Raw genomic sequence first — 24,165 nt, forward strand, 5'->3', positions numbered from 1 at the left:
TTTATTTTATAAAATAGGGCGATTTCAATTAGTTCTTTCTATCATTTTTCAACATTTCACCTACTTCCTTTAAAATTTTTGCAGATTCTTTTGGAATTTTGCCATCGCCATCTGGACCAACATTTAGTAAAAAATTACCGCCCTTCCCATGAATGTCTTTTAGTTTTTCATAAACCTCTTCGGCACGTTTCCAATCTTTATCTTTTATTTTAAAACCCCAAGAATCGTTCATGGTATAACAGGCTTCCCAATAATGTTTTAATGTAGAATCTGGATGAAATTGTTCGGGTGTCCCAAAATCTTTTTTGAATATTTTACGCTTTGAAACTCTATTATTGATAATAATTTCAGGTTTAAGTTCCCTTATGTATTGATACAAATCATTACCATCTTCAAGTGTCCACCAGTCTGTCCAATCGCCATCAAACCACAATATTTCAGTATCATAGTTTTCTATTAATTCCTTAATTTGATTCTTCATATATTGAACATACTCTTGTTTTTTACCTTCCTTCATTTTTGGTTGTCCCCAATTCCTTTTAGAGGTTTCAGTATCAATAGTTACATGTTGAGATGGGTGATGCCAATCTATAATGCTATAATAAGTACCAAAGTGAATCCCTTCTTTTTTACAGGCATCAGCTAATTCTTTTATAAAATCGCGCCCTTTCATAGGCGTTTTTGCAATATCAAAATCTGTATATTCTGAATTCCATAAGCAAAAACCTTCATGGTGTTTTGTGGTAACCACCAAATACTTCATACCAGCTTTTTTTGCTAATTTCACAATCTTATTAGCATCAAAATTTTTAGGATTCCAAGTATCCATTAATTTAGCGTATTCTTCTGTTGGTATATCTTGGTTTCCTTGAATCCATTCTGCATATCTACCTTCATCATTCCCTTTGTATATACCACCCAATTGACTATATAAACCAAAATGGATAAACATGCCATATTTTGCATCATTAAACCATGCCATTCTTTGGCTAAAATCGGCCTCAGATTCTTCCAGATAATTAATTTTTACCTGGGCATACCCAGATATTATAACTAATAGCAGCATAAAAAACGTTACATATAGCTTCTTCATTTTGTTATATTTTAATTGGTCTTTAGTTTTTTTTCTTTGCTTTTGCTTTCAAATATTGTTCTAAATGATATGCATTAAGTTCATCATTATCGCCATATTTAGTTCTCATGGCTTCCAAATGCTTATGCATATCTTCCTTAACTTTTGCATAAGATGGATCATTATAAACGTTTGTCATTTCGGAAGGATCTTTTTCTAAATCGTATAATTCCCATAAATCAATATCATAATAAAAATGAATTAATTTATAACGATCTGTTCTAACTCCATAGTGACGTTTTACATGATGTTCTCCTGGAAATTCGTAATAGGTATAGTAAATAGCATCCCGCCACTCACTAGCTTCTCCATTTACTAGTTTTCTAAAAGATTCTCCTTGAATACTCTCATCAATATCTACTCCGGCATAATCTAAAAATGTGGGTGCAAAATCTAAATTTTGTACCAAATCATCAATTACTGTACCAGCTTTAATTTCTTTAGGATATTTAATTAATAAAGGGGTTCTAAACGATTCTTCGTACATAAATCGCTTATCAAACCAACCATGTTCTCCTAAATAAAATCCTTGATCTGAGGTATATACAACTATCGTGTTTTCTTCAAGTCCATTTTCTTTTAAATAATCTAAAACTTCACCAACACCATCATCAACCGACTGAATGGTTCTTAAGTAGTCTTTCATGTATCTGTTATACTTCCACAGAGCCAAGTCTTTTCCTTCTAATTTTTTAGATTTGAAATCTTCAATAATAGGATCGTAATGTGCATCCCAAGCTGCTTTTTGCTTCTCATCCATTCTATTATACTGTCCTTGAAAAGCATTTCTATATTTTGTTTTTATATCTCCTTCTTTATCTAACATCTTCAAATCGTACACTAAATCCATGTCTTTGTAAATACCCATTTCATGTTTAGCTGCAGCTGGTCTCCCTTCATAGGTATCAAAAAAATTCGCTGGTGGGTCAAATGTTTTATTTGCGAACGAGTCTAAATATTTTTCTTCTGGCATCCAAGTCCTGTGTGGTGCTTTTTGGTGGTATAACAATAGGAAAGGCTTCTCTTTATCTCTTTTATTATTTAACCAATCTAAGGCAATATCTGTAGTTACTTGTGTTACGTATCCTGGGTATTTCTTTTTTACACCATTCTCAATAAAGTCTGGCGCATAATATTGTCCTTGCCCTGGAAGTACATTGGAATAATTAAACCCTTGTGGTAAACCTTTTAAATGAATTTTTCCAACTAGCGCTGTTTGGTAACCTGATTTTTGTAGGGCTTTTGCAAAGTTATCTTGATCCCAATTAAAAGGGTCTATATTATCTACCTTTCCATTTATATGGCTATGTTTACCTGTAAGCATAACGGCTCTACTAGGTGCGCAGATAGAATTTGTTACAAAGCCTCTATTAAAAATAGCACCTTCGTTTGCTATTCTATCAATATTGGGTGTGTTATTTAATTTATGCCCATAAGCACTGATGGCTTGATACGCATGATCATCACTCATGATGAAAACGATGTTTGGTCGCTTTGGCTTTTCTTCTTTTGTTTCTTTTGCTTTTTTGCAACTTACCATTGCAAGAACTAAACACAATAAAAAACTAATTTGCTTTAATTTTATTTTCATCTGTTTATTTTATTTTTTAGGATTAGGCCCCATTTCTAACTCTAAAACGCCTCCATTTACAATCTCTTCGTGGGTGATCCAGTAACGTTTTAATGAATGCCCGTTAAGTTTAATGGATTGTATATAGATGTTTTCTTTAGAGTTATTTTTAGTCATTACTGTAAATGTTTTTCCTGGATAGTATTTAGAGTCTAAACTGACTTCTATTTTATCATATACTGGGCTGGTAATTTGGTATTTGTTATCTCCTAGTGATGCGGGATAAATACCCATCATAGAATATACTAACCATGCCGACATAGTTCCTGTATCATCATTTCCAGGTAATCCTTTGGGTTTATTTTTAAAATATTGATTGGCCAGATGTCTTACTGTTTTTTGGCTTCTCCATGCTTCACCTTTTACATAGTTAAACCAAAATGGGTAAGCAATATCTGGTTCGTTCGCCATATCAAATTGATTGTCATCAAACACTTTCTGTAATTGGTTGACGAAATTTTCATCTCCTCCCATTAATTTCTTAAGTCCTTTTATATCGTGAGGTATCATAAATGCATATTGCCAGGCATTACCTTCTATATATCCTACACTTTTAGTGAAATTTGCTCCTGCTAAAGGGTTAAAAGGTTCGTAAAAAGTACCATCTGGATTTCTAGGCCTTAGTAGATTATAATTCTTATCGAATAGTTTTTTATATGAAAGTGACCGCTTTTTAAATGTTTTATAATCTTCGGTTTTCCCCAATGCTTTTGCTAACATGGCAATGGAATAATCTGCAGCATTATATTCTTGAGTTGTAGAAACTGATCCTACTGAGCTTGTAGTTAAATAACCTTTTTCTATATAATCTTTTAGCCCCGGTCGCAATGGGTTGTTTTCTATTTGATTGGCGCTTTTCAGCATCGCCCCATAGGCCTTTTCAACATCAAAATCTTGAATACCTTTTAAATAGGTATCTGTAATAACTATACTTGCCGGATCTCCAACCATGGTAAACGTCTCGGTTGAATTTAATTCCCATTTGGGCAACCAACCATTTTCATCATACATAGCCAACATGCTTTTTATCATGTTTGACTGTTGTTGTGGGTATACCAAAGACATTAATTGATGTAAATTTCTATAGGTGTCCCATAATGAAAAAACGGTGTATCGTGTGCCTGTCGTGTTGCTTATTTTACCTGTTTTAATTTCTGGATATTCACCATTAAAATCATTTAAAGTATTTGGATGAATTAATGTGTGGTATAGCGCTGTATAAAAGTTAATTTTATCTTCTTCTGATCCGCCTTCTACTTTTATTTTTGAAAGTAATTGATTCCATTCGTTAAATGTTTCTTTATAAATGGTTTCAAATGACTTATCGGACGTTTCTTCTTCTAAATTTTCTCTCGCATTTTCAATGCTAACATAGGAGACTCCTATTTTCACCTCAACGGTTTCTTGTTTTGAGAAATTATAGGTAAAATAAGTGCCTATACTATCGCCTACAACCATTTTGGTGGCGTTATCCATGATACGGGTTTTTCCATTATAGGTCATCCATTCAGCTTCTGCACCTTCATACAAACGCGGTTTTTTCCAAACACCAAACTTGTCTGCTGGTTTTGAAAATTTAGCTACAAAGTAAACTGGATATGCCGATTCTGGATTGTTATAACAGAATGACCCAACGCTACGCATACCTTCAATTTCTGTAGAAGATATTATTTTAACCATAGCACCTTCTTCATTGGTAAGCCCTAAACCTAAGTTTAATAGTATATTGGATTGTCCTTCTGGAAATGTGAACTTACTAACTCCAACTCGTTTTGATGTTGTAAATTCGGTTTTGATATTGTACTTGTCTAATGTATTGCTGTAATAGCCTGCTTTAGCTACTTCATCGGAATATGTTGATCCGTATTTTAAATGGTTCGTTTCTACTTTACCTGTAGTCGGCATAACTAAAATAACACCTAAATCTGGGCAGCCCACTCCACTGAGGTTTACTTGACTAAAACCTGTTAAAAATGTGTTTTCATGCACGTACGGATTAGAAAGCCACATACTATCTTTTTCCATTATGTTTTGCTTGCCTGCTACATTAAAGGGTGCTATACTTGCCATTCCTCTGGGCGCTACAGGTCCTGGATATGTTGCTCCAAAATTTGAAGTTCCTATAAAAGGGTTTACATAATTAGCTACATCTTGCGATGCTACACCTGTAACATTGCAAAAAACAAAAAGTAACAAAAGGACTACTTTATACATTCGATTTTTTATTTTTATTATTATTCTTTCACCATTTTAGATGCTGCAGATTCCATTCTGTTCCCTTCTATAGTATCATATACAGCATAATTAAATCCGGGTCTTATGCTATAGCCTGCATGTTCGCCTTGCTTATTAATAGCTATAAATCCAACTTGTAGGTATTCCATATCTTTATGGTTTTTATGCTTGTTATAAATGCGTTCCACGATCTCCTTACAGGCTTCAAAGGGTGTTTTTCCTTGACGCATTAATTCGACAACCATAGCGCTTCCCGATGTTCTTATAACTGCTTCTCCTAAACCTGTAGCGGCGGCAGCTCCTACATCATTATCTAAAAACAGACCGGCACCAATAATAGGCGAATCTCCTACTCTACCATGCATTTTCCATGCTGCTCCACTTGTTGTACAGCCACCGGATAAATTACCTGCTTCATCAAGGGCCAACATACTAATTGTATCGTGGTTCTCTATATTTATTACTGGTTTATATTTCGAATTTTCCAGCCATTTTTTCCATCTTTCTTTTGACTTTTCCGTGAGCAAATTCTCTTCTTTAAAACCTTCTGATAACGCAAATTGTAATGCGCCTTTACCAGATAGCATTACATGGGGCGTATTTTCCAATACTTTTTTTGCTACTGCTATGGGATGTTTTATGCCTTGTAAAAAGGATACTGAACCACAGTCACTGTTATGATCCATAATACAGGCATCTAGGGTTACTTTTCCCTCTCTATCGGGCAGTCCGCCATAGCCTACACTTTGTACGTTGGGATCTGCTTCCGAAATTCCTACACCAGATACAATGGCATCTAATGCTGGTTTTTTACTTTTTAGTTGTTTCCATGCTTCTTCATTAGCTGCTAGACCGTGTCTCCAAGTAGAAATTATTATAGGCTTTTTTTGTGTTTTCACACTTGCCACGCCACTATGTTTTTCTTCAGCTGATTTACCGCAATTTAAAACGGTACTTATACCGATAGTTCCTATAGTAGCTTTTTTTATAAAATCTCTTCTACTTGACATGTATTTTTACTCTTTTGAATTTTTTATAATTTCAAACTGCTTATCAGTAAGCGTATAATCATCAAAAAACGCTACTCCGGAAGCGCCATTATCTTTTGCTAATTGTATGGCCGATTTTAAACCTATTGGGGTTAACTTAGGTGTATACAAACCGGTGTGCAGTTCTACTTGCTTGCCTTCTAAATCTTTTACACCTTGTTGTGTTGCGTACCCGATCCAATCCAATTCTTCATTATAAAAATTATAATAAATCATAGGTAATACCATATCTATACTCCATTTATCCCAACGTTGACGTACCATATGGTCTGCCATTTCTGGATATGGAAAAACAGCTGCACTTAATTTCTTATTATGTTTATGAACTATAGTATATGCCTCGTCTACCAAAGATTTTATTTCGTTTAAACGAAAATTTTTCCATTCTATATCTATAGCTGGGTTTTTCATTTCTCTAGGGTCTTTATGGTGTAGCTTTATAAACTTTTCTACACTGGCATCAGAATAATCGAAATCAAAATCTGGTAATTCTTCTTCTTGTTTTAAATCATATTTAGGAAGTAATCCTATAGGTAAATACACATCTGGGTAGCGGATGTAATCTAAATGTACACTACTAACTCCTTCTACTTTAGCTAAACCTTCAACTAGACTTAAAATATGTTTTCTAGCATCTGGATGGCTTGGGGATAACCACTGATAATAATTCACATAAGGGCGCTCATCAAAACACGACTTTCCACTTCTGCTCACCATATACCAATCTGGATGTTGTAGGGCTATGGAGTCTCCTGGTCTGTTAGTGGTAAACATCCATGCATGTACTTCTAACCCTGCCGCTTTAGCTAATGGTGTTAATCGGTTTAACAGTTTAGGGTCTGCTCCTGTATTCATTAAAACGGCATCTATGCCGTTACTTTTTAATTTATTGAAATGTACCGTATAAGCAGAATCAGATTTTTTGTTCCCAACAGTCATCCAGTTCCAATATTTGAATTTTGACTCTTGCTCTGTTGTTTCTTTAGTTTCGGTTATTTCTTCTTTAACTTTTTCTTTGGTATTGCATGATACCATACTAAGTAAAATGCAAAAAAATGTTATTCTTAGTACGTTCATATTTAATTTATTTTGATATAAATTTTCCATTTTCTTTAACAATCAATAATTTATTTGTGTAAGGACTTCTAACTGATAAATTCCATCCTGTACTATGGTTTTCAAGTATTGGTTTTAGCTCTTTTCCATGAACTTTAATAGGTGTGTTTGTTAAACTATCTATCGAGGTAAAATAACTGCCATGTTTTTTATAATGTGCATTTTGAACTCGGTACATCTTATACAATTCCCACTTTATTTTTTCGTCTTTGGGAATGGCAAAACTATCTAATTCTCCAACTTGTGTTGAGGAAAAGTAAACATATCCCCATTTTTCTGGTTCATGCATATTAATAACTCCTAATGGAGACCACACCCAATTATACTCATGCAAAAGTTTACCTTTTTCGTCTCTCTTTCTTTCGTACGTTCCATCTGTAACTTGAAAATCCCAATTCACTCTGGAAAAATTAACTCTCCAAAATTTATCTGTTGGCACATTTTTCTGAAAATATCCGGTTTTATAAGCTGCCCATGGTATGGCCATTTCTAGAACCCATCCTGCATCTATATCGTTTGGGTTATTAAGTGTTCCGTTTACTTTTACTGCCGACTTTAAGCCTGTTATATTCCAATCATTTAAAACCGCATTCTCATTTCTGTATGGTTTTGTTATAAACAAATCCCAGGCGGTGTTTAAAGCATTTATTTCCAATTCGTAATAATTATGGGTATCTCCATCTGGATCTATAAAAACCTCAAAATCATTATTATAAAAAATAATGGTATCTCTTTTCTTTAAACTCGCCCACACATGGGGTTCTTCCATTTTCGCCAATATATAGAAATAGGTGTCGTCCCATAACATTTTTACCTGTGTTTTATATTTAGGCTGTTTTTCTCCTTCTATATCGATAAAAGAATCTGACCAATCTGCTTTACGCCATGCATCATCTATATCATCACCATCAATTTTAATTTTTTCAGATGTTTTGTATGCTATATAGTTTTTTGGTATTATTTCTTTACTCGATTGCGCACAATTGGTTAAGGAAATACTCCCAAATAATAAGGCTAAGAATTTAACTTTTAAATGCATACATCTATATTATAAACTATTGTCTTTAGTAAATTTAATGATTTCACTAATTCTTCCAAATGCCAGAGCGACAACTGTATCTGCAGCACCATAATAGACTGCTAATTTATCTTGTTCTATATCGTGTAAAGCTGCACATGGAAACACTACATTGGGTACGTCTCCAACTTGCTCATATATTTCGGCAGGTCCTAACAAATAAGGTTGTGTTCTATATTTAACTTTATCGGGTTCATTTTCATCTAAAATAGCCGCACCCATAGTATATCGAAACCCATTGCACGTGTTTATTACACCATGATATATCATAAGCCATCCTTCTTTAGTAAGTATAGGAATTGGTCCTGCACCAACTTTTGTACATTGCCAAGCACTATCTTCAAATTTGGTTGCTTTCATAACACATCGATGTTCTCCCCAATACTTCATATCTGGGCTATAGCTTATGTATATATCACCAAATGCGGTATGCCCATTATCACTTGGCCTGCTTAACATAGCGTATTTACCGTTTATTTTTTGAGGAAATAATACACCGTTTCTATTAAAAGGCAAAAATGCATTTTCGCATTGAAAAAACTCTTTAAAATCAAAGGTGTACCCAATACCTATTGTTGGTCCATGATATCCATTACACCAGGTAATCCAGTACCTATCTTCTATAAAAACAACACGTGGGTCGTATTTATAATCGGAATCGATCATTTGGGTGTTTCCAGCTTTCATTTTTATTGGGTCGTGATTTATATCCCAATGGATGCCATCTTTGCTAAAGCCAGCAAAAATATTCATTTGTACTGCTTTATTATCGCATCTAAAAACACCTGCAAAACCATCTTTATAGGGAACGACTGCACTATTAAAAACACTATTGGATGACGGTATGGCATATCTATCTATTATGGGGTTAGCATGGTAACGCCACATAACGTCTTTACAATTTTCCGGCTTATCTTGCCATGGAATTGAATTCATATTCTGTATTAATTTTATATATATTTTGTTTTATCTAACCAGGTATATTTTAAAATGATTGATGTTATAATAAATACACTTAGTGCCATTAGAGCTTTATAAAAATCTTTCATCATAAAAAATATTGGTAATAAAATCATGCTTGATTGCCAAATAATACCAAGCATACAGTTCAACCTATTTTGCTTTGTAATTGAATTCATAATCAGTATTAATTTTTATATTTTCTAACTTTATCTAACCAGGTGTACTTTAAAACGATTGAGGTTATAACAAATACACTTAATGTCATTAAAGTTTTAGGGTAATCTCTTATCATAAAAAATATTGGCAATAAAATCATACTTGATTGCCAAATAATTCCAATGATACAATTTAACATATCACTTATAAAGTCTTTATTTTTAGTAAAGTCTTTATCTTCTTTTTTTAATGCTTTATAAACAGGATGCCACCAACCCCAAGGTCTCACATTAGTATAAAACTTTTTTAAAGTATTCATATCTGTTGCTGGGGTAAGTAATGTACCTAAAAATGAGCCTAAAAGAGATACTATAAAAATAACAGGAAAAATGTAAATAGCAGGTATTTGTGCTAAATAAAACAAATTAGAATCTATATCAAAATTTGCTTTATTCTGATCGAGTAAAAATTGTAATGTCGCAATAATTAACCCTGAAGTCATACCCCAGAAATACCCCCAACCGTTAAAACGCCACCATATCCATTTTAAAAAGTTAGCAGCTACGTACCCGCCGTAAAGCGCACTTGTAATCCAAAGTGTTAATGAATTAATAGACTCTGCAAAGAATCCCATAGTAACCCCTAAAACAACTATTAAAAAAGACGCTATATGGCTTATTTTTATATAATGTTTTTCTAAAGCTTTTGGCTTATAATATTTTTTATAAATATCATTTACTATATATGCAGGGGCCGAATTTACAAAGGCTGAAAACGTAGACATAAATGCCGCCAAAAGCCCTGCAAGCAATAAGCCTTTTATTCCTACTGGCACATGAAAATTAATAATTTTAGGTAAAATAATTTCTAAATCTCCTAAACTTAATTGATTAGACGCTGCCATTTGTGGTGCTAAAAGTACCAATCCAAGAACCACAATGCCTCCAATAAGCAAATATCTTGGAATGAATAAAATCAAGTTTGTAAATCCACTCATATAGGCCGCTTCTTTTACCGTTCTGGTAGATAGAATACGTTGCATATCAAAGCCAGGTGTCGGACCTGCAATACTTGCAAAAAATCCTTTAAAAAGAGACATTCCTATAAGTGCTCCAAACATTTTATAACCCTGAGTATCTATTAGATTATTAAATGCTTCGTACTTTCCCGTCCATGAACCTTTGAGTTCGTTACTAAAGAAAATATTAGTCCATTCTGCAGAAATAACATTATTTATTTCAACATCTGTTACCGCAACAAACGCATAAATTGCAATTAAAACTCCTGCAATCACCATAATACCATATTGTAATACTTCTGTAGCTACTACCGAAAACATACCTCCCTTAATGGTATAAATAGTTGTTACTAAAATTATTAGCAAAGCATAACTTTGATCGGATGTTAGCAGTATACTGTTATTAAGAACAAGTGACAAATCCCATGGAAGGATTACGGTCATAAACTTTCCAACACCTTCAAAAAAGTAAGCAATCCAGCCTATAGCTGCTACTACAGCAAAAATAGCGACTATAAGATGTGAGGCTCTACCGGCTTTATCATCTCCAAAACGTGTTAAAATCCATTCGGAACCAGTCATAATGTTTGAACGCCTAATCCAAGCCGCTAAAAAGATCATGATGAAAATCTGATTCCAAACAGGCCAGAGCCACATAAACATAAAGCTTTTAGCTCCATACAAAAATAATATCCCAACCATCCACGCTGTTCCAGAAACATCGAACATTCCAGACCCATTACTTAATCCTAGATAGTACCATTTAATTGTTTTTCCTCCAAGGAAATAAGAATTTAACCCTTTAGAAGCTCTTTTAGACACCCAGACACCAACGCCAAGTGTCAAAACGATGTACAATATTATTATTAAAGCATCAATAATATCCATTTAATTTTGAGTGTTTTTTGTGATTCCCCAATTTTTATTTGGTGTAGTTCCCATTACAAATTCTAAAGTTCCACCTTCCAATAACTGTTTATGAGTGATTACGGTTTTATTAAATGGTTTTCCATTTAATTTAGCGGATTGAATATAGATATGGTCTTCTGAAACGTTTTCAGCCTTTATTACAAAAGATTTGTTTTCTGACACATTGATTGTGGTTTTTTTAAATAAAGGACTTCCTATTTGATAATTTCCTGAAGCTGGGCTAAAAGGATATAAACCTATAGAACTAAATACATACCACGCAGACATTTGCCCACAATCTTCATTCCCACTTAATCCTTCTGGAGTGGCATCGTATTGCGTTTTTAATATTTCATGAACCCAATATTGTGTTTTCCAAGGTTTATTTGCAAAATTGAACATATAAGCAATATGGTGGCTTGGTTCGTTTCCATGCGCATATTGCCCCACTAAACCAGATATATCTGCCGAAACATTTTCTCCTGTAATTTCAGAAGATTCTGTAAATAATTGCTCTAGCTTACTGGTAAATGCTTCTTCGCCGCCGTGCATTTCAATTAAGTTTTTGGTGTCGTGTAATACAAACCAACTATGTTGCCACGCATTGCCTTCTGTATATTCGGCATGAACTCTATGTGCTGAATATTTAGGATCAAAAGGTGTTTTCCAGGCATTTCCTGCTTTATTTTTCCCTCTCATAAATCCTGTTTCTGGATCAAATAAATGTTTATACGCTTCAGACCTCTTTATAAAATAATTGTAATCGGCATCTTTCCCAAGAGCTTTAGCCATCATAGCTACACACCAATCGTTATAAGCATATTCTAAAGTTATAGTAACCGATTCATCTAACAAATCATGTGGCACATAACCATATTTTTTGTAATGATTTAATCCGCGTTCGTCTTGCATCATGGTAGTCTTCATGGCTTCATATGCTTTTTCGGCATCAAAACCTTTAATACCTTTTTTAAATGCTTCTGCTATAACTGGAATAGAATGATATCCTGTCATGGTATTCGTTTCATTACCATACAAAGTCCATACAGGTAATATATTTTTAACTTCAAAATAAGCTAACATGGAGTTTATGATATCTGCTACTTTATCTTGTGAAGTAATTGTTAACAAAGGATGTTCTGCTCTAAACGTATCCCATAGTGATAATGTTGAATATGCCGTATAATTTGAAGCTTTTTCAATACTATCATTTTCTTTTCTGAATTCACCATTGACATCACTAAAAGTAACTGGCGCTATTTGTGTATGATATAAAGCAGTGTAGAATATGGTTTTTAAATTGTCATTATCTGTTTCAACTGTGATTTTTGATAAATTCTCTTCCCAAACAGCGTTGGCTTCACTTTTAATATTTTCAAAATCAATCTCTTTATCTGATAAATTCAAAAGCGCATTTTCTTCACTTACAGAAGACACCGCTACTTTAACTAATAATTCTTCTTTAGCTTCTGAATTAAAAAATAATTGCGCGTATGTTTTTTCACCAATAACATTATTTATCTCAGTTATGTAATTTTCATCTTGAACCAGTTCATAGTTGTTTATAGGTTTAGAAAATTTCGCCACAAAAAATACTTTTTGATTTTTCGCCCAACCTGTACTGTGTCTATAACCAGAAATAGTATAGTTATCTATAATAGAAATTTTAGTATCTGTAGGCTTATCCCAATTGATTTTAAATCCTAAATCGATAACGACCGATTGTTCATCGCCTTTAGCATAGGTATATTTATGATAGGCTGTTCGTAAGCTAGAAGTTAATTCAGCTTTTATATTATGGTCTTTTAAAAACACACTATAGTAACCCGCACTTGCTGTTTCATTAGCATGAGAATAAGACGATTTGTAAGGAACATCGTCGCGAGAGTTTATAGGAATTGATAAATCTATTTTTTTATTTATAGGCATCAATCGAATATCTGCTAAATCGCCAATACCTGTACCACTTAAATGTAAATGACTAAAACCAATGGTGATGGAATCTGAGTAGTGGTATCCCGAACACCAATCCCAATCTGAAATGCCATTATCGGGGCTCACCTGTAACATTCCAAAGGGCACTGTTGCACCAGGATAGGTATGCCCATGACCACCCGTTCCTATAAATGGATTGACATAGTAAACAAAAGGGGGTGTTTTGATTGGAATATCGCTTTTTTCTTTTTTACAAGAATGAAATGACATTAATAATATTAGTGCAAATAATACATGTACGCTCTTCACAGATAAAATATTTATAGTTAGTTATTACTGATAAATTATAAAAATCTATTACAACATAAATATTTGTAATTTTTAATTTTTAAAAAATTATATTAGACGGATAACACGGCAAGTCAGCTAAACACCAAAAAAAATGCATATATTAAAAAAATGTTGGTACAAATAATATATGTGAAATCACTTGGGAACATCACCTCTTTTTCTGGGTTATTTATTTCTTGGTAAATACGCTTAAATGGGAAGCTACTACTGGGGTTTATTTGTATTCCTTCAAAACCAATTTATTTGGCTTTACTATTCATATAACATTATGCTATTTGAATATTTACTTTATCATGCCCAAGTTGCTGTTTTAAGAAAAAAAAAGCTATTGTTTAATATCATTTTAATTTTAGCTTTAGTTTTATCATGGTAATTAGTCTCGAAAATCTGAATCGGTTGTTTATTTGTGGATTCTTTTTTTTGAATGCTAAAATTTATTTTGATTACCAAAATACTTCTTATACAATTGTAAATGAACTCATCTTGACTTTTTCGCTCTCTATTTCAAGCTTATTTTAACCCAAAATTCAGCCTTACAATTGAAAATAATATAACAAATATTAACTTAAAATTAATACAACTTTAACTATTAGATGGGAATTACTTGTTTATAGTTTTTGTCGACGCGTAGAAGTTATTGGTCGAAATTTTAGTTTCCAAGAAAAAGAAAATCCTAACCTTTATTAGCACAATATTTAATATTACACCTTATTAAGCACTTATAATATAACCTTTTATAAATCACTCTTTTTTATTAATCACTAACTAAAACAAAACAATATGATATAAAACCACAGTATAAAATATTTAACAGATTCGATTAAAAAAAAACATAAAAAAGATCTAACCTCTTTTTTATTTACACTAATAATTAAACTCGCATTTTATGAAAATCAAATTAAACAATAGCTTTTTATTCTTAAAAAGAAGGCTATCCATTCTCATTATGAGAATCTTTATTTTTTTGGGCTTTACTACAGCTTTTGGTTTTTCGCCAAATAACGTAATAGCATCAGAAAATATTAATAATAATTTACAACAACAAATTAGTGGTACTGTTACAGATACCAACGGCCAACCAATTCCAGGTGTTAATGTTCTAGAAAAAGGCACTAATAATGGTGTTTATACAGATTTTGACGGTACATTCTCAATAACTTTACAAAATCAAAATTCTACATTAGTATTATCTTATATTGGATTTATAACTAAAGAAGTTGCTGCTAACCAAAATAGCATAGCCATAACTTTAGAGGAAGATATATCTGTCCTTGAAGAAGTGGTTGTAGTAGGTTATGGTACACGAAAAAAAGCAACTGTAACGTCTGCAGTTGCACAAATAGACTCTGAAACTTTTGAAAACAGAGCTATTGCAAGTGTATCTAATGGCTTACAAGGAGCTGTTTCAGGACTTCAAATTACAAACTCTGCTAATGGTGGTGAGCCAGGAGCTACACAAAATATCAACATTAGAGGATTAATGACTGGTACTCTCAATAATGATGGAACTACAGGTATAGGAAATGCTGGGCCTTTGGTACTTATAGATGGTGCGGTGATGGATATAAACGACATTAACCCAGAAGACATTGAAACTGTTACGGTACTAAAAGATGCCGCTTCTGCATCTATTTATGGTTCTAGAGCTGCTGCTGGTGCTATTCTAATAACCACTAAAAGTGGTAAAGATATGAAAGGCGGTATGAAAGTTAACTACTCTAACAACTTCTCCTTTTCTACCTATACGCAGTGGCCCGATCAAACTGACGCATTGATTTATACGACTGTAATGAATGAAGCAGGCTTTAATAACACGGGTCGTAACAATGTTTTTTTTAGTGAAGACGCTATTGATAGGATAGAACAAAATATAGCTGTGCCTGGTAGCGCACCAACATTGATTACTAAAAATAATGATCTAGACTGGGATGTAAGTAGTGGCGGCCTTTATGCTAGTGGAAATACCGATTGGAAAAAATTTCTTTTTAATGATTTTGCAGTAAAATCTATACACAACCTAAGTTTTAGAGGTGGTGATGAAAAATTAAATTATTACATATCGGCAGGGGCTTACTCAGAAGACGGTTTATTTAAAGTCGCAGAAAACACTTTTGACAGATATAATTTAGATGCAAAAATAGCTGCAAAACCTTCGGAATGGTTAGCATTCGAACTTTTAACTAAACTACAAAGAAGTGATGCCGTGTTCCCTTGGGATCCCAATTATGGTAGAGGTAGAGTATTTGATCAATTATCAAAACTAAAACCTACCATGCCTACTGTAGACCCTATTTATGGAGAACCGCTTCCTAATGCGTATTATCCTGCTTGGCAGCACTCCAGTGAAGTCAACACAAAAAACCAATTAGTTTTACTGCCTAGAATTGTTATAGAGCCTTTTAAAGATTGGCTTATTAACTTAGAATACAACTATAGAACAAATAACAATAAAACGGTTTATTCTACTTCACAATACGAATCACTACGTCCAAATGGTGATACCAAAATCGAAATTTCAAGAGATCAAACTCGTGTTACTCCTACATTAGCTACCAATGATTATTGGTCTCCAAATTTATATACCAGTTACAGTAAATCAATAAAAGGACATAATTTTGACGTAACCGCTGGGTATCAAAGTGAACGATATAATGTATACAACTTAAATGCAAATGCATATGGTTTATTATCGGATAATGTTACAGCGATATCTGCTGCCGTAGGTGAACAAACAGTTTCTGATGATATTTCTCATTGGTCAACAGAGAGTGTATTTGGTAGGTTTGGTTATAATTATGAAGGAAAATATATAGCAAGGGTAACTTACCGTAGAGATGGTTCCTCAAAGTTTGAATCTGGTAACAGGTGGGCTGGTTTTCCTTCTTTTGAGTTAGGCTATAACGTAGCAAAAGAAAACTTCTGGCCAATTGAAGATATTAGTATGTTTAAGCTACGCGCAACTAAAGGTTCTCTTGGAAATCTAAATGTTGCTAACTATTTATATGTACCTAGAATCCCAGTTGCTAATGGTTTTTATCTATTTAATGGAGAAAGAGAATATACTGCTAACGTGCCAGACCTAACAAGTATAAACCTTACATGGGAAACCGTTAAAACTACCGACATTGGTATCGATATTTTAGCATTAAATAACAAATTAGGCTTTTCTTTTGATTGGTACCGTTCAGATATTGAAGACATGGCTACTACAGGCGTATCTTTACCTGCTACACTTGGAACAGAATCTCCTTTTATAAACGGCGGTATTACACGAACTCAAGGATGGGAAATCGAAGCAAATTGGCAACAAACATTAGGTAATTTTAAGTATAGCATTAGAGCTACACTCTCAGATTATAAACAAACCATAGTAGATTTTCCTAATGAAACAAAATTACTAACGGACTTTTACACAGGGAGAGATCTTGGAGATGTATGGGGATTAACTTGGGAAGGTTGGTTTACAAGTGACCAAGAAGCCTTGGATAGAGAGTCTATTGTAAATCAAAGATGGGTGCATAACAGTCAATTTGGTGAAGGAGATACTAAATACGTCGATATAAACGGTGATGGTGTTATTAACAATGGTTCGGGAACAGTAGATGATCATGGTGATTATACTGTAATAGGAAATACCACTCCTAGATACCAATATGGAATTACGCTTGGTGCTAGTTGGAAAGGTCTTGACTTTAGCATGTTTGTACAAGGTGTAGGAAAAAGAGATATAGCACCACTAACCAATGCTTATAAAAAACAATTTTTAGGGCCGGCTCAGGGGCCATTCCACTCTAATGTATATGCTGAACATTTAGACTATTATAGACCTGAAGATACCTCAAGTCCTTTAGGATCAAATACAGATGCTTATTTTGCCAGACCTTATGCTGTGAATAATGGTAAAAATAACAGAAATTACTCAAGACAAGTAGATCGTTATATACAAAATGGTGCATATGCTAGATTAAAAACAATACAACTTGGATATACAATTTCTAAAAAAATAACTGATAAGTATAATATTGATAGATTTAGAATATTTGTTACAGGAGAAAATGTTTTAACAGTATCTGATCTTTTGTTTTATGATCCAGAATCAGTTGCAGGTGAGTTTAGTGGTGGTTCATCTTACCCCTTGTCAAAAGTTTTTTCAACAGGAATTAATATTTCATTTTAAAATTTAATTTATAATATGATTATGAAAAAAATATTTTATTTTCTAACAATATGCTCGGTACTTTCATTAGTGTCGTGTGACGATGATTTATTAGAGAGAACACCTCTAGACGAAATATCTGAGCCAGAATTCTGGAAAACAACAAGTGATTTAGAGTTATATGCAAACTCCTTTTATAATAAATTACCAGGATGGTCTGGTGTAGGTTTTGGTAGTGCTCAAATGCCAGATGTTGGTACAGATTTAGGAATGGGAACGGGGATATCATCTAGATTACATGGAACTCAAGGCATCCCTACCAGCAATACTAATTCTCTTTGGAGTTGGGATGAAGTAAGACAAGTTAATTACTTCGTATCAAATGTATCTAAAGCTGAAGGTTTAGAGGCTGATATTAATCAATTTACAGGCGAAGGTTATTTCTTTAGAGCCTATTTTTATTATGATTTATTAAAAAAATATGGTGACTTACCTATTTATGAAGAGTATTTTGATAATTTAAATACAGACGCGTTATATAGAGCTAGATCGCCACGTAATGAAGTAGCTGATTTTATGCTTGCAGATCTAGATAAGGCAATTTCATTACTTAAACCCAAAAGTGAGCTTGTAGCTCCTCGTGTAAATAAAGAAGCTGCTCAATTGTTAAAAGCAACGATTGCACTTTATGAAGGCACCTGGGAAAAATACCATAATGGGACCGCTTTTGGCGTAGCAGGCTCAACGGGCACTACTTATTTAGAACAAGCTGCCGATGCTGCTAAAGATCTTATAGATGGAGGGACAAGAACTCTAAATCCAAGCTATGGCGATTTATTCAACCAAACAAACCTAAGTACTAATAGCGAAATTATTCTTTGGAAAGAATATGATTTTGTTGGTTTAGGAAATTCTTTTGGTAATGATGCACAACTTAGTTGGCCAAATAATTTTTCTTATTCATTAGATGCCATACGCAGTTACTTATGTATAGATGGTTTACCTACATCTGAAAGTGCTCTACCCACAGATGATACTATGCTAGCGAACATTGAAACAAATAGAGATCCAAGGCTTGCAGAAACACTTATGGTTCCTGGAGATGTAACTGTTGTTAATATTGATGGCTCAATGACATATTGGACAGAGCCAACAGTAGGTGAAAGTGTGGGAGCGTATGAGTCTCAAAAATATAGAATTACGACATTAGATGCTTCTACTAATGATTATAGCAGAAATACTGCAAAAATTATTATGAGATATGGAGAAGCATTACTTATCTATGCTGAAGCTAAAGCTGAATTAGGGACTATAACACAAGGTGATTTAGACATTTCTATCAACAAATTACGTGATAGAGCAGGTATGCCTGATCTAACCTTAAATCCTATTACAGACCCTAATTGGCCAGATTATGGTCACACTTTAACACCTATTATTCAAGAAATAAGAAGAGAAAGAGTGGTCGAGTTAATGAATGAAGGCTTTAGATTAGACGACTTAATGCGTTGGAGAGCACATAACCTTTTTGTAGGCAAAAGACCAAAAGGAGCTTATTATGAGACTTTAATATATAATGTAGCACAAAACCTAGCAGTTGATGCAAATGATTACTTAGATCCATATTCTGTAGATCTTGCAAGTGGTTATGGTTTTGATCCAGATCGAGATTATTTACTTGCAATACCTTCGGAAGAATTGGTACTTAACCCTAACTTAGAACCTCAAAATCCAGGATGGTAAAAATATATAGAATTAATAGCAAAAAAATAAAGTTTAAGTTTTGAGTTAGTTTATTTTAGTTTTTAAGGGTTGTTCGAAAATTTTGAACAGCCCTTTTTTTATGTCTTATTATTTCTCTTAAGGATATGAGAATTTAATCTTTTAGAAACTCTTTTGGAAACCCAAATACCAACATCAGGTATTATTACACTAATAAATTAAGCATCTTTATAATGCATTTATTGGTTTCCGTTTTTAATAATCCCCCAATTTTTATTAGGTGTATCTCCCATAATAAAATGAAGTGTCCCTCCATTTAATAGTGTTGCATTAGAAATTATAGTTTGATTGAACAATCTACCATTGAGTGTTGCTGATTGTATATAAATATTTTTATCTGAAACATTTTCAGCTTCAATGACGAAGGTTTTTCCATCTGAAACGTTAATGATTGTTTTTTCATAAAGAGGGCTTCCAATTTCATATTCGGTTGACGCTGGGTTCATAGGATATAGCCCCATAGAGCTTAATACATACCATGCACTCATTTGTCCGCAGTCTTCATTTCCACTTAAACCATTTGGTGTTGTGTTGTATTGCGTATCTAAAATATACCGCGACCAATACTGCGTACGCCATGGTTTATTGGCATGGTTAAATAAGTACGCTATATGGTGGCTTGGTTCGTTACCATGCGCATATTGTCCAATTAAACCGGAAATATCTGCTGAAACATTTTTCCCGGTAATTTCAGAACTTTCGGTAAACAACTGTTCTAAACGGTTAGTAAACGTTTCATTACTTCCATGAAGGGAAATAAAACCTTTAACATCGTGCGGTACAAACCAACTGTGTTGCCACGCATTCCCTTCGGTATAATCGGTATGTTCTCTATGATTGGAATATTTAGCATCAAAAGGTTCGTTCCACGATGTGCCATCTTCGGACTTTCCTCTCATAAAACCGGTTTCGACATCGAATAAATGCTGATATGCTTTAGAGCGGTTTAAAAAGAATTTATAATCGGCTTCCTTCCCTAAAACTTTAGCCATTTGTGCCACACACCAATCATCATAAGCATATTCTAATGTAATAGTAACCGATTCGTCTAACAGATTATAAGGAATATACCCATGTTTTTTATAATGGCCTAAACCACGTTCGTCCTGCATCATGGTGATTTTCATAGCTTGATAGGCTTTTTCGGCATTAAAGCCTTTAATTCCTTTTAGGTATGCTTCAACAATCACAGGAATAGAATGATAGCCTGTCATGGTATTTGTTTCATTCGCATAAAGTGTCCAAACCGGAAGTATTTTTTTTGTTTCGTAATAAGAAAGCATCGTGTTTATTATATCGGCAACTTTATCTGGAGCTATTAACGTTAATAATGGATGTTCTGCTCTAAAAGTATCCCAAAGTGATAAGGTTGAATATGCAGTATAATTGTTAGCTGTAACGATACTATCATTCTCTTTTCTATACTGTCCGTTTTTATCACTATAGGTTACAGGTGCCAATTGTGCATGATACATGGCTGTGTAAAAAATGGTTTTTAGTGAGTCTACAGAAGTTTCAATCTTAATTTTAGACAAAGCATCATTCCAAGTATTTTCTGCTTGTTCTTTTACTGTGTTAAAATTAAAAACTCCACTATCTAAATTATCTTTTGCATTATCTATACTTACTGAGGATAATGCTACTTTTGTAAGTAATTCATTACCTGCATTGGCATTAAAAAACAATTGTGCAGCAGCTTTTACACCTTGACCCTTATTTTCTTTAATCGCTTTTTTATCTGTAACTATATTATATTTAATTATTGGTTTAGAAAACTTTGCAACAAAAAACACCTTTTGGTTTTTTGCCCATCCTTTACTAAAACGATAACCACTTATTGTATAATCATCTTCTATTTTTAAAGCTGTATTTGTCGCTTTATCCCAATTAATAGCAAAACCTAAATCTATAACGACAGATTGTGTATCGTTTTCTGCATAGGTATATTTATGAAACGCCGTGCGCAATGTTGTTGTTAGCTCTACATTTACTTCATGATCTTCAAGAAATACTTGATAATATCCTGGACTTGCTTTTTCATTAGTATGGCTATAGGATGATTTATAAGGAAGTGAATCGCGGGAGGTAGGCATCTCAGATAAGTCTAGGTCTTTATTTACTGGCATAAATAACACATCGGCTAAGTCGCCAATACCGGTTCCACTCAAGCTTAAATGGCTAAACCCTACTGCTATAGAATCGGAATAATGATACCCAGAACACCAATCCCAACTGCTAATACCATTTACAGGGCTAACCTGGACCATTCCAAAAGGAACTGTTGCCCCTGGATACGTATGACCGTGACCACCAGTACCAATAAATGGATTTACATGTTTTATTAATCGTTCTTCACTTTGGTGCTTTTTCTCGATATTTTTTTTGCAACTAGTCGTTGAAATTATTATTAGAAAAAATAGAGTAATATTTCTCATAAAATGATTATACTGTTTAATATATAATATATAAAAATTCATAAATTTAACCAGTATTAAAAGTAATAAAGTAATTTAGACGGGCAACATAATATAAGCTAAACATCAAAAAATACACACTACAAATCATTCTTAAAAAATGAATTTTAACTCCAGACAACTCTATAAAGTATCACTTATTCATCATATCATTTTTTGGTCTGTATATTTTCTTTTTAATTTTTTTAGATGGGGAAGCTATTTTAGCGAGGTTAAAGAACTACCTTACTTATACTCTTTAAGAACTAATTTATTAGGGTTTCCAATACATATGATTTTATGTTATTTAAACATCTATGTTTTAATGCCAAAATTAGCTTTTAAGAAAAAGTACATATCGTATATATTTTTAATATTATCTGCCATATTTTTGATGGTTCTTGTTAAATTTAATTTGACCTACTATCTAGTTAGTACCGATGTCTGGCCTGAAGGTCCAAAACCTATCAGTAATATAACTCTTAACTATGCGATTGAAATGATGATTGGTGAGCTTTATGTTATTACGTTTGCTACCGCTATTAAAATAACTTTAGATTTTTTAAAAGAGCATAAAAGAGTAGCCGATTTAGAAAAAGTACAACTAGAAACTGAGCTCTTGTTTTTAAAAACCCAAATTTCACCTCATTTCTTTTTTAACACGCTTAATAATATTTATTCTTTAGCGGTAGAAAAATCTAAAAAGACACCCAAAATAATTCTAATGCTATCAGAATTAATGCGCTATCTACTTTATGAAACAAAGAACAAACAACAGTCTTTAGAGAATGAAATACTTTGTATTCAAAATTATTTGGATTTAGAACGTATTCGACATAACGAGAATTTAGAGGTAAACATGTACATATCTGGGGATATACAGGATAAACATATAGCCCCTATTTTATTATTATCGTTTGTAGAAAATGCTTTTAAGCATGGCGCTTATAAAAATATAGGGGAAGTAAAAATTAATATTAATTTAATAATTAAAAAAGATTTTCTTTATTTTACAATCTCTAATCCTATGCCCAAGTTAACAGAACATAAAGAATCTTTTAACCATTCAAGTGGTATTGGCCTTGAAAATGTAAAGAAACGACTAGCTTTAGGATATAAAGAAAATGACTATAAACTAACTATTGGAAACAAAAATAATTTATTTGTGGTGAAACTTAAAATTAAAGTATCATGACATAATCCATAAAAGCCCTAACTACCAATTAAGATATTTGATAACAAATTACATCTGACCAATGTAAATAATAAATTTAATACAGATGAAAGTAAAGTGCCTTATTATTGATGATGAGCCTTTAGCAATTAATGTTATTAAAAACTACTTGCTACAGATAGATGATTTCGAAATTTCCGAAACATTTAATAATGCTATTGATGCTTTAAATTTTTTAAAAAGCAATACTGTAAATGTTATATTTTTAGATATTAACATGCCCGTGCTTGACGGTATAAATTTTATAAAAAGCTTAGAAGATCCTCCTTTGTTAATTATTACTAGTGCTTATGATGAATTTGCTTTAGAAACTTATGAGTTAGATGTCTTAGATTACTTAATTAAACCTATAGAGTTCCCAAGGTTTATGAAAGCTTTAAATAAGATAAACAGAAGGTTGGAAAACAATAAAGTTGTTAGTGATACGACTAAAGATCGTCCTTATCTTTTTATTAAAATTGATAAAAAGAAAATGAAAAAGATTTTTTTAGATGAGATATTAACGGTAGAATCGTTAAAGGATTACCTAAAAATTAACACAACTACTGGTAAATATATTATACACAGTACCCTGTCTGATTTCACAAATTTATTGCCTAGTAAAGATTTTATAAGAATACACAGGTCTTATACCATTGCTATAGACAAAATAGATGCTGTTGAAGGTAATAGTGTAGAAATTGAAGGTCTTAGATATGTTATTGGCAGATCGTATATTGAAGAAGTAAAACAAAAAATCTTAAATTCTTCTATATAAGACCTTAAATCACCTTATTAATAATCTTAATTAACGTGAATCTTCTTTTAAGAGTTCAATATGTTACTTCGAGACCCGTGTTAAAATTTAACTAGCGTAAGCAATGACGTAGTCGAAATGATAGTTCCATTGTCCTCCTGAGCGCAGTCGAAGGACTTGTTAGTTATTACCTTTAAAGCGTTTCGACTGCGCTCAACGTGACATATTAGAT

15 protein-coding genes are annotated in these 24,165 nt (G+C 33.0%); 4 read left to right on the forward strand and 11 right to left on the reverse strand.

Annotated elements, in window-relative coordinates; all coding sequences use genetic code 11:
- Positions 1–28: 28 nt before the first annotated feature.
- The 10 genes from Q4Q35_RS19205 to Q4Q35_RS19250 are packed head-to-tail and all read right to left on the reverse strand — an operon-like array spanning position 29 to position 13,530.
- Positions 29–1,093 (reverse strand): alpha-L-fucosidase, encoded by a 1,065-nt coding sequence (locus Q4Q35_RS19205; RefSeq protein WP_303279649.1) that lies wholly within the window; start codon positions 1,091–1,093, stop codon positions 29–31.
- Positions 1,094–1,115: 22 nt separating this feature from the next.
- Positions 1,116–2,723 (reverse strand): sulfatase family protein, encoded by a 1,608-nt coding sequence (locus Q4Q35_RS19210; RefSeq protein ID WP_303279650.1) that lies wholly within the window; start codon positions 2,721–2,723, stop codon positions 1,116–1,118.
- Positions 2,724–2,732: 9 nt separating this feature from the next.
- Positions 2,733–4,976 carry a GH92 family glycosyl hydrolase gene (locus Q4Q35_RS19215; protein WP_303279651.1) on the reverse strand — a complete coding sequence of 748 codons (2,244 nt, stop codon included), beginning with the start codon at positions 4,974–4,976 and terminating at the stop codon, positions 2,733–2,735.
- 20 nt (positions 4,977–4,996) lie between these two features.
- Entirely contained in the window at positions 4,997–6,007 is a 1,011-nt protein-coding gene (locus Q4Q35_RS19220; RefSeq protein ID WP_303279652.1) for an isoaspartyl peptidase/L-asparaginase family protein, read from the reverse strand.
- Between the two features lie 6 nt (positions 6,008–6,013).
- The gene (locus Q4Q35_RS19225; RefSeq protein ID WP_303279653.1) at positions 6,014–7,123 is read right to left on the reverse strand and encodes a family 10 glycosylhydrolase; all 1,110 of its coding nucleotides are present in this window, start codon (positions 7,121–7,123) and stop codon (positions 6,014–6,016) included.
- Positions 7,124–7,130: 7 nt separating this feature from the next.
- A complete protein-coding gene (locus Q4Q35_RS19230) occupies positions 7,131–8,201 on the reverse strand; it encodes a carbohydrate-binding family 9-like protein (protein ID WP_303279654.1) in 1,071 nt (356 codons plus the stop codon).
- A 9-nt stretch (positions 8,202–8,210) separates the two neighbouring features.
- A complete protein-coding gene (locus Q4Q35_RS19235; protein WP_303279655.1) occupies positions 8,211–9,176 on the reverse strand; it encodes a glycoside hydrolase family 130 protein in 966 nt (321 codons plus the stop codon).
- A gap of 14 nt (positions 9,177–9,190) precedes the next feature.
- On the reverse strand, positions 9,191–9,379 hold the full coding sequence (locus Q4Q35_RS19240; protein WP_303279656.1) for a hypothetical protein: 189 nt from the start codon (positions 9,377–9,379) through the stop codon (positions 9,191–9,193).
- 8 nt (positions 9,380–9,387) lie between these two features.
- Positions 9,388–11,265: a sodium:solute symporter family protein gene (locus Q4Q35_RS19245; RefSeq protein WP_303279657.1), complete on the reverse strand. Its 1,878-nt coding sequence runs from the start codon at positions 11,263–11,265 to the stop codon at positions 9,388–9,390.
- Positions 11,266–13,530 carry a GH92 family glycosyl hydrolase gene (locus Q4Q35_RS19250; protein WP_303279658.1) on the reverse strand — a complete coding sequence of 755 codons (2,265 nt, stop codon included), beginning with the start codon at positions 13,528–13,530 and terminating at the stop codon, positions 11,266–11,268.
- Between the two features lie 928 nt (positions 13,531–14,458).
- Between Q4Q35_RS19250 and Q4Q35_RS19255 the strand changes: the two genes are divergently transcribed.
- Both Q4Q35_RS19255 and Q4Q35_RS19260 read left to right on the forward strand, forming a co-directional pair.
- On the forward strand, positions 14,459–17,749 hold the full coding sequence (locus Q4Q35_RS19255; RefSeq protein ID WP_303279659.1) for a SusC/RagA family TonB-linked outer membrane protein: 3,291 nt from the start codon (positions 14,459–14,461) through the stop codon (positions 17,747–17,749).
- Between the two features lie 21 nt (positions 17,750–17,770).
- The gene (locus Q4Q35_RS19260) at positions 17,771–19,471 is read left to right on the forward strand and encodes a RagB/SusD family nutrient uptake outer membrane protein (protein ID WP_303279660.1); all 1,701 of its coding nucleotides are present in this window, start codon (positions 17,771–17,773) and stop codon (positions 19,469–19,471) included.
- 218 nt (positions 19,472–19,689) lie between these two features.
- Here Q4Q35_RS19260 and Q4Q35_RS19265 read toward each other — a convergent pair whose 3' ends face one another.
- Positions 19,690–21,945, reverse strand: coding sequence for a GH92 family glycosyl hydrolase (locus tag Q4Q35_RS19265; RefSeq protein ID WP_303279661.1), 2,256 nt, complete (start codon positions 21,943–21,945; stop codon positions 19,690–19,692).
- Between the two features lie 139 nt (positions 21,946–22,084).
- On the opposite strand from Q4Q35_RS19265, the gene Q4Q35_RS19270 reads away from it, so the two are divergent.
- Both Q4Q35_RS19270 and Q4Q35_RS19275 read left to right on the forward strand, forming a co-directional pair.
- The gene (locus Q4Q35_RS19270) at positions 22,085–23,158 is read left to right on the forward strand and encodes a sensor histidine kinase (RefSeq protein ID WP_303279662.1); all 1,074 of its coding nucleotides are present in this window, start codon (positions 22,085–22,087) and stop codon (positions 23,156–23,158) included.
- Positions 23,159–23,243: 85 nt separating this feature from the next.
- Positions 23,244–23,954, forward strand: a complete 711-nt coding sequence (locus Q4Q35_RS19275; protein ID WP_303279663.1) for a LytR/AlgR family response regulator transcription factor — start codon at positions 23,244–23,246, stop codon at positions 23,952–23,954.
- The last annotated feature ends 211 nt before the right edge of the window (positions 23,955–24,165 follow it).

This window comes from Flavivirga aquimarina (assembly GCF_030540835.1).
Lineage (GTDB): Bacteria > Bacteroidota > Bacteroidia > Flavobacteriales > Flavobacteriaceae > Flavivirga > Flavivirga aquimarina.

What these genes read in the sequence shown, in the direction of transcription:
- Q4Q35_RS19205 (WP_303279649.1), bottom strand. Translation starts at nt 1,093, where the DNA reads ATGAAGAAGCTATATGTAACGTTTTTTATGCTGCTATTAGTTATAATA.
- Q4Q35_RS19210 (WP_303279650.1), bottom strand. Translation starts at nt 2,723, where the DNA reads ATGAAAATAAAATTAAAGCAAATTAGTTTTTTATTGTGTTTAGTTCTT.
- Q4Q35_RS19215 (WP_303279651.1), bottom strand. Translation starts at nt 4,976, where the DNA reads ATGTATAAAGTAGTCCTTTTGTTACTTTTTGTTTTTTGCAATGTTACA.
- Q4Q35_RS19220 (WP_303279652.1), bottom strand. Translation starts at nt 6,007, where the DNA reads ATGTCAAGTAGAAGAGATTTTATAAAAAAAGCTACTATAGGAACTATC.
- Q4Q35_RS19225 (WP_303279653.1), bottom strand. Translation starts at nt 7,123, where the DNA reads ATGAACGTACTAAGAATAACATTTTTTTGCATTTTACTTAGTATGGTA.
- Q4Q35_RS19230 (WP_303279654.1), bottom strand. Translation starts at nt 8,201, where the DNA reads ATGCATTTAAAAGTTAAATTCTTAGCCTTATTATTTGGGAGTATTTCC.
- Q4Q35_RS19235 (WP_303279655.1), bottom strand. Translation starts at nt 9,176, where the DNA reads ATGAATTCAATTCCATGGCAAGATAAGCCGGAAAATTGTAAAGACGTT.
- Q4Q35_RS19240 (WP_303279656.1), bottom strand. Translation starts at nt 9,379, where the DNA reads ATGAATTCAATTACAAAGCAAAATAGGTTGAACTGTATGCTTGGTATT.
- Q4Q35_RS19245 (WP_303279657.1), bottom strand. Translation starts at nt 11,265, where the DNA reads ATGGATATTATTGATGCTTTAATAATAATATTGTACATCGTTTTGACA.
- Q4Q35_RS19255 (WP_303279659.1), top strand. Translation starts at nt 14,459, where the DNA reads ATGAAAATCAAATTAAACAATAGCTTTTTATTCTTAAAAAGAAGGCTA.
- Q4Q35_RS19260 (WP_303279660.1), top strand. Translation starts at nt 17,771, where the DNA reads ATGAAAAAAATATTTTATTTTCTAACAATATGCTCGGTACTTTCATTA.
- Q4Q35_RS19265 (WP_303279661.1), bottom strand. Translation starts at nt 21,945, where the DNA reads ATGAGAAATATTACTCTATTTTTTCTAATAATAATTTCAACGACTAGT.
- Q4Q35_RS19270 (WP_303279662.1), top strand. Translation starts at nt 22,085, where the DNA reads ATGAATTTTAACTCCAGACAACTCTATAAAGTATCACTTATTCATCAT.
- Q4Q35_RS19275 (WP_303279663.1), top strand. Translation starts at nt 23,244, where the DNA reads ATGAAAGTAAAGTGCCTTATTATTGATGATGAGCCTTTAGCAATTAAT.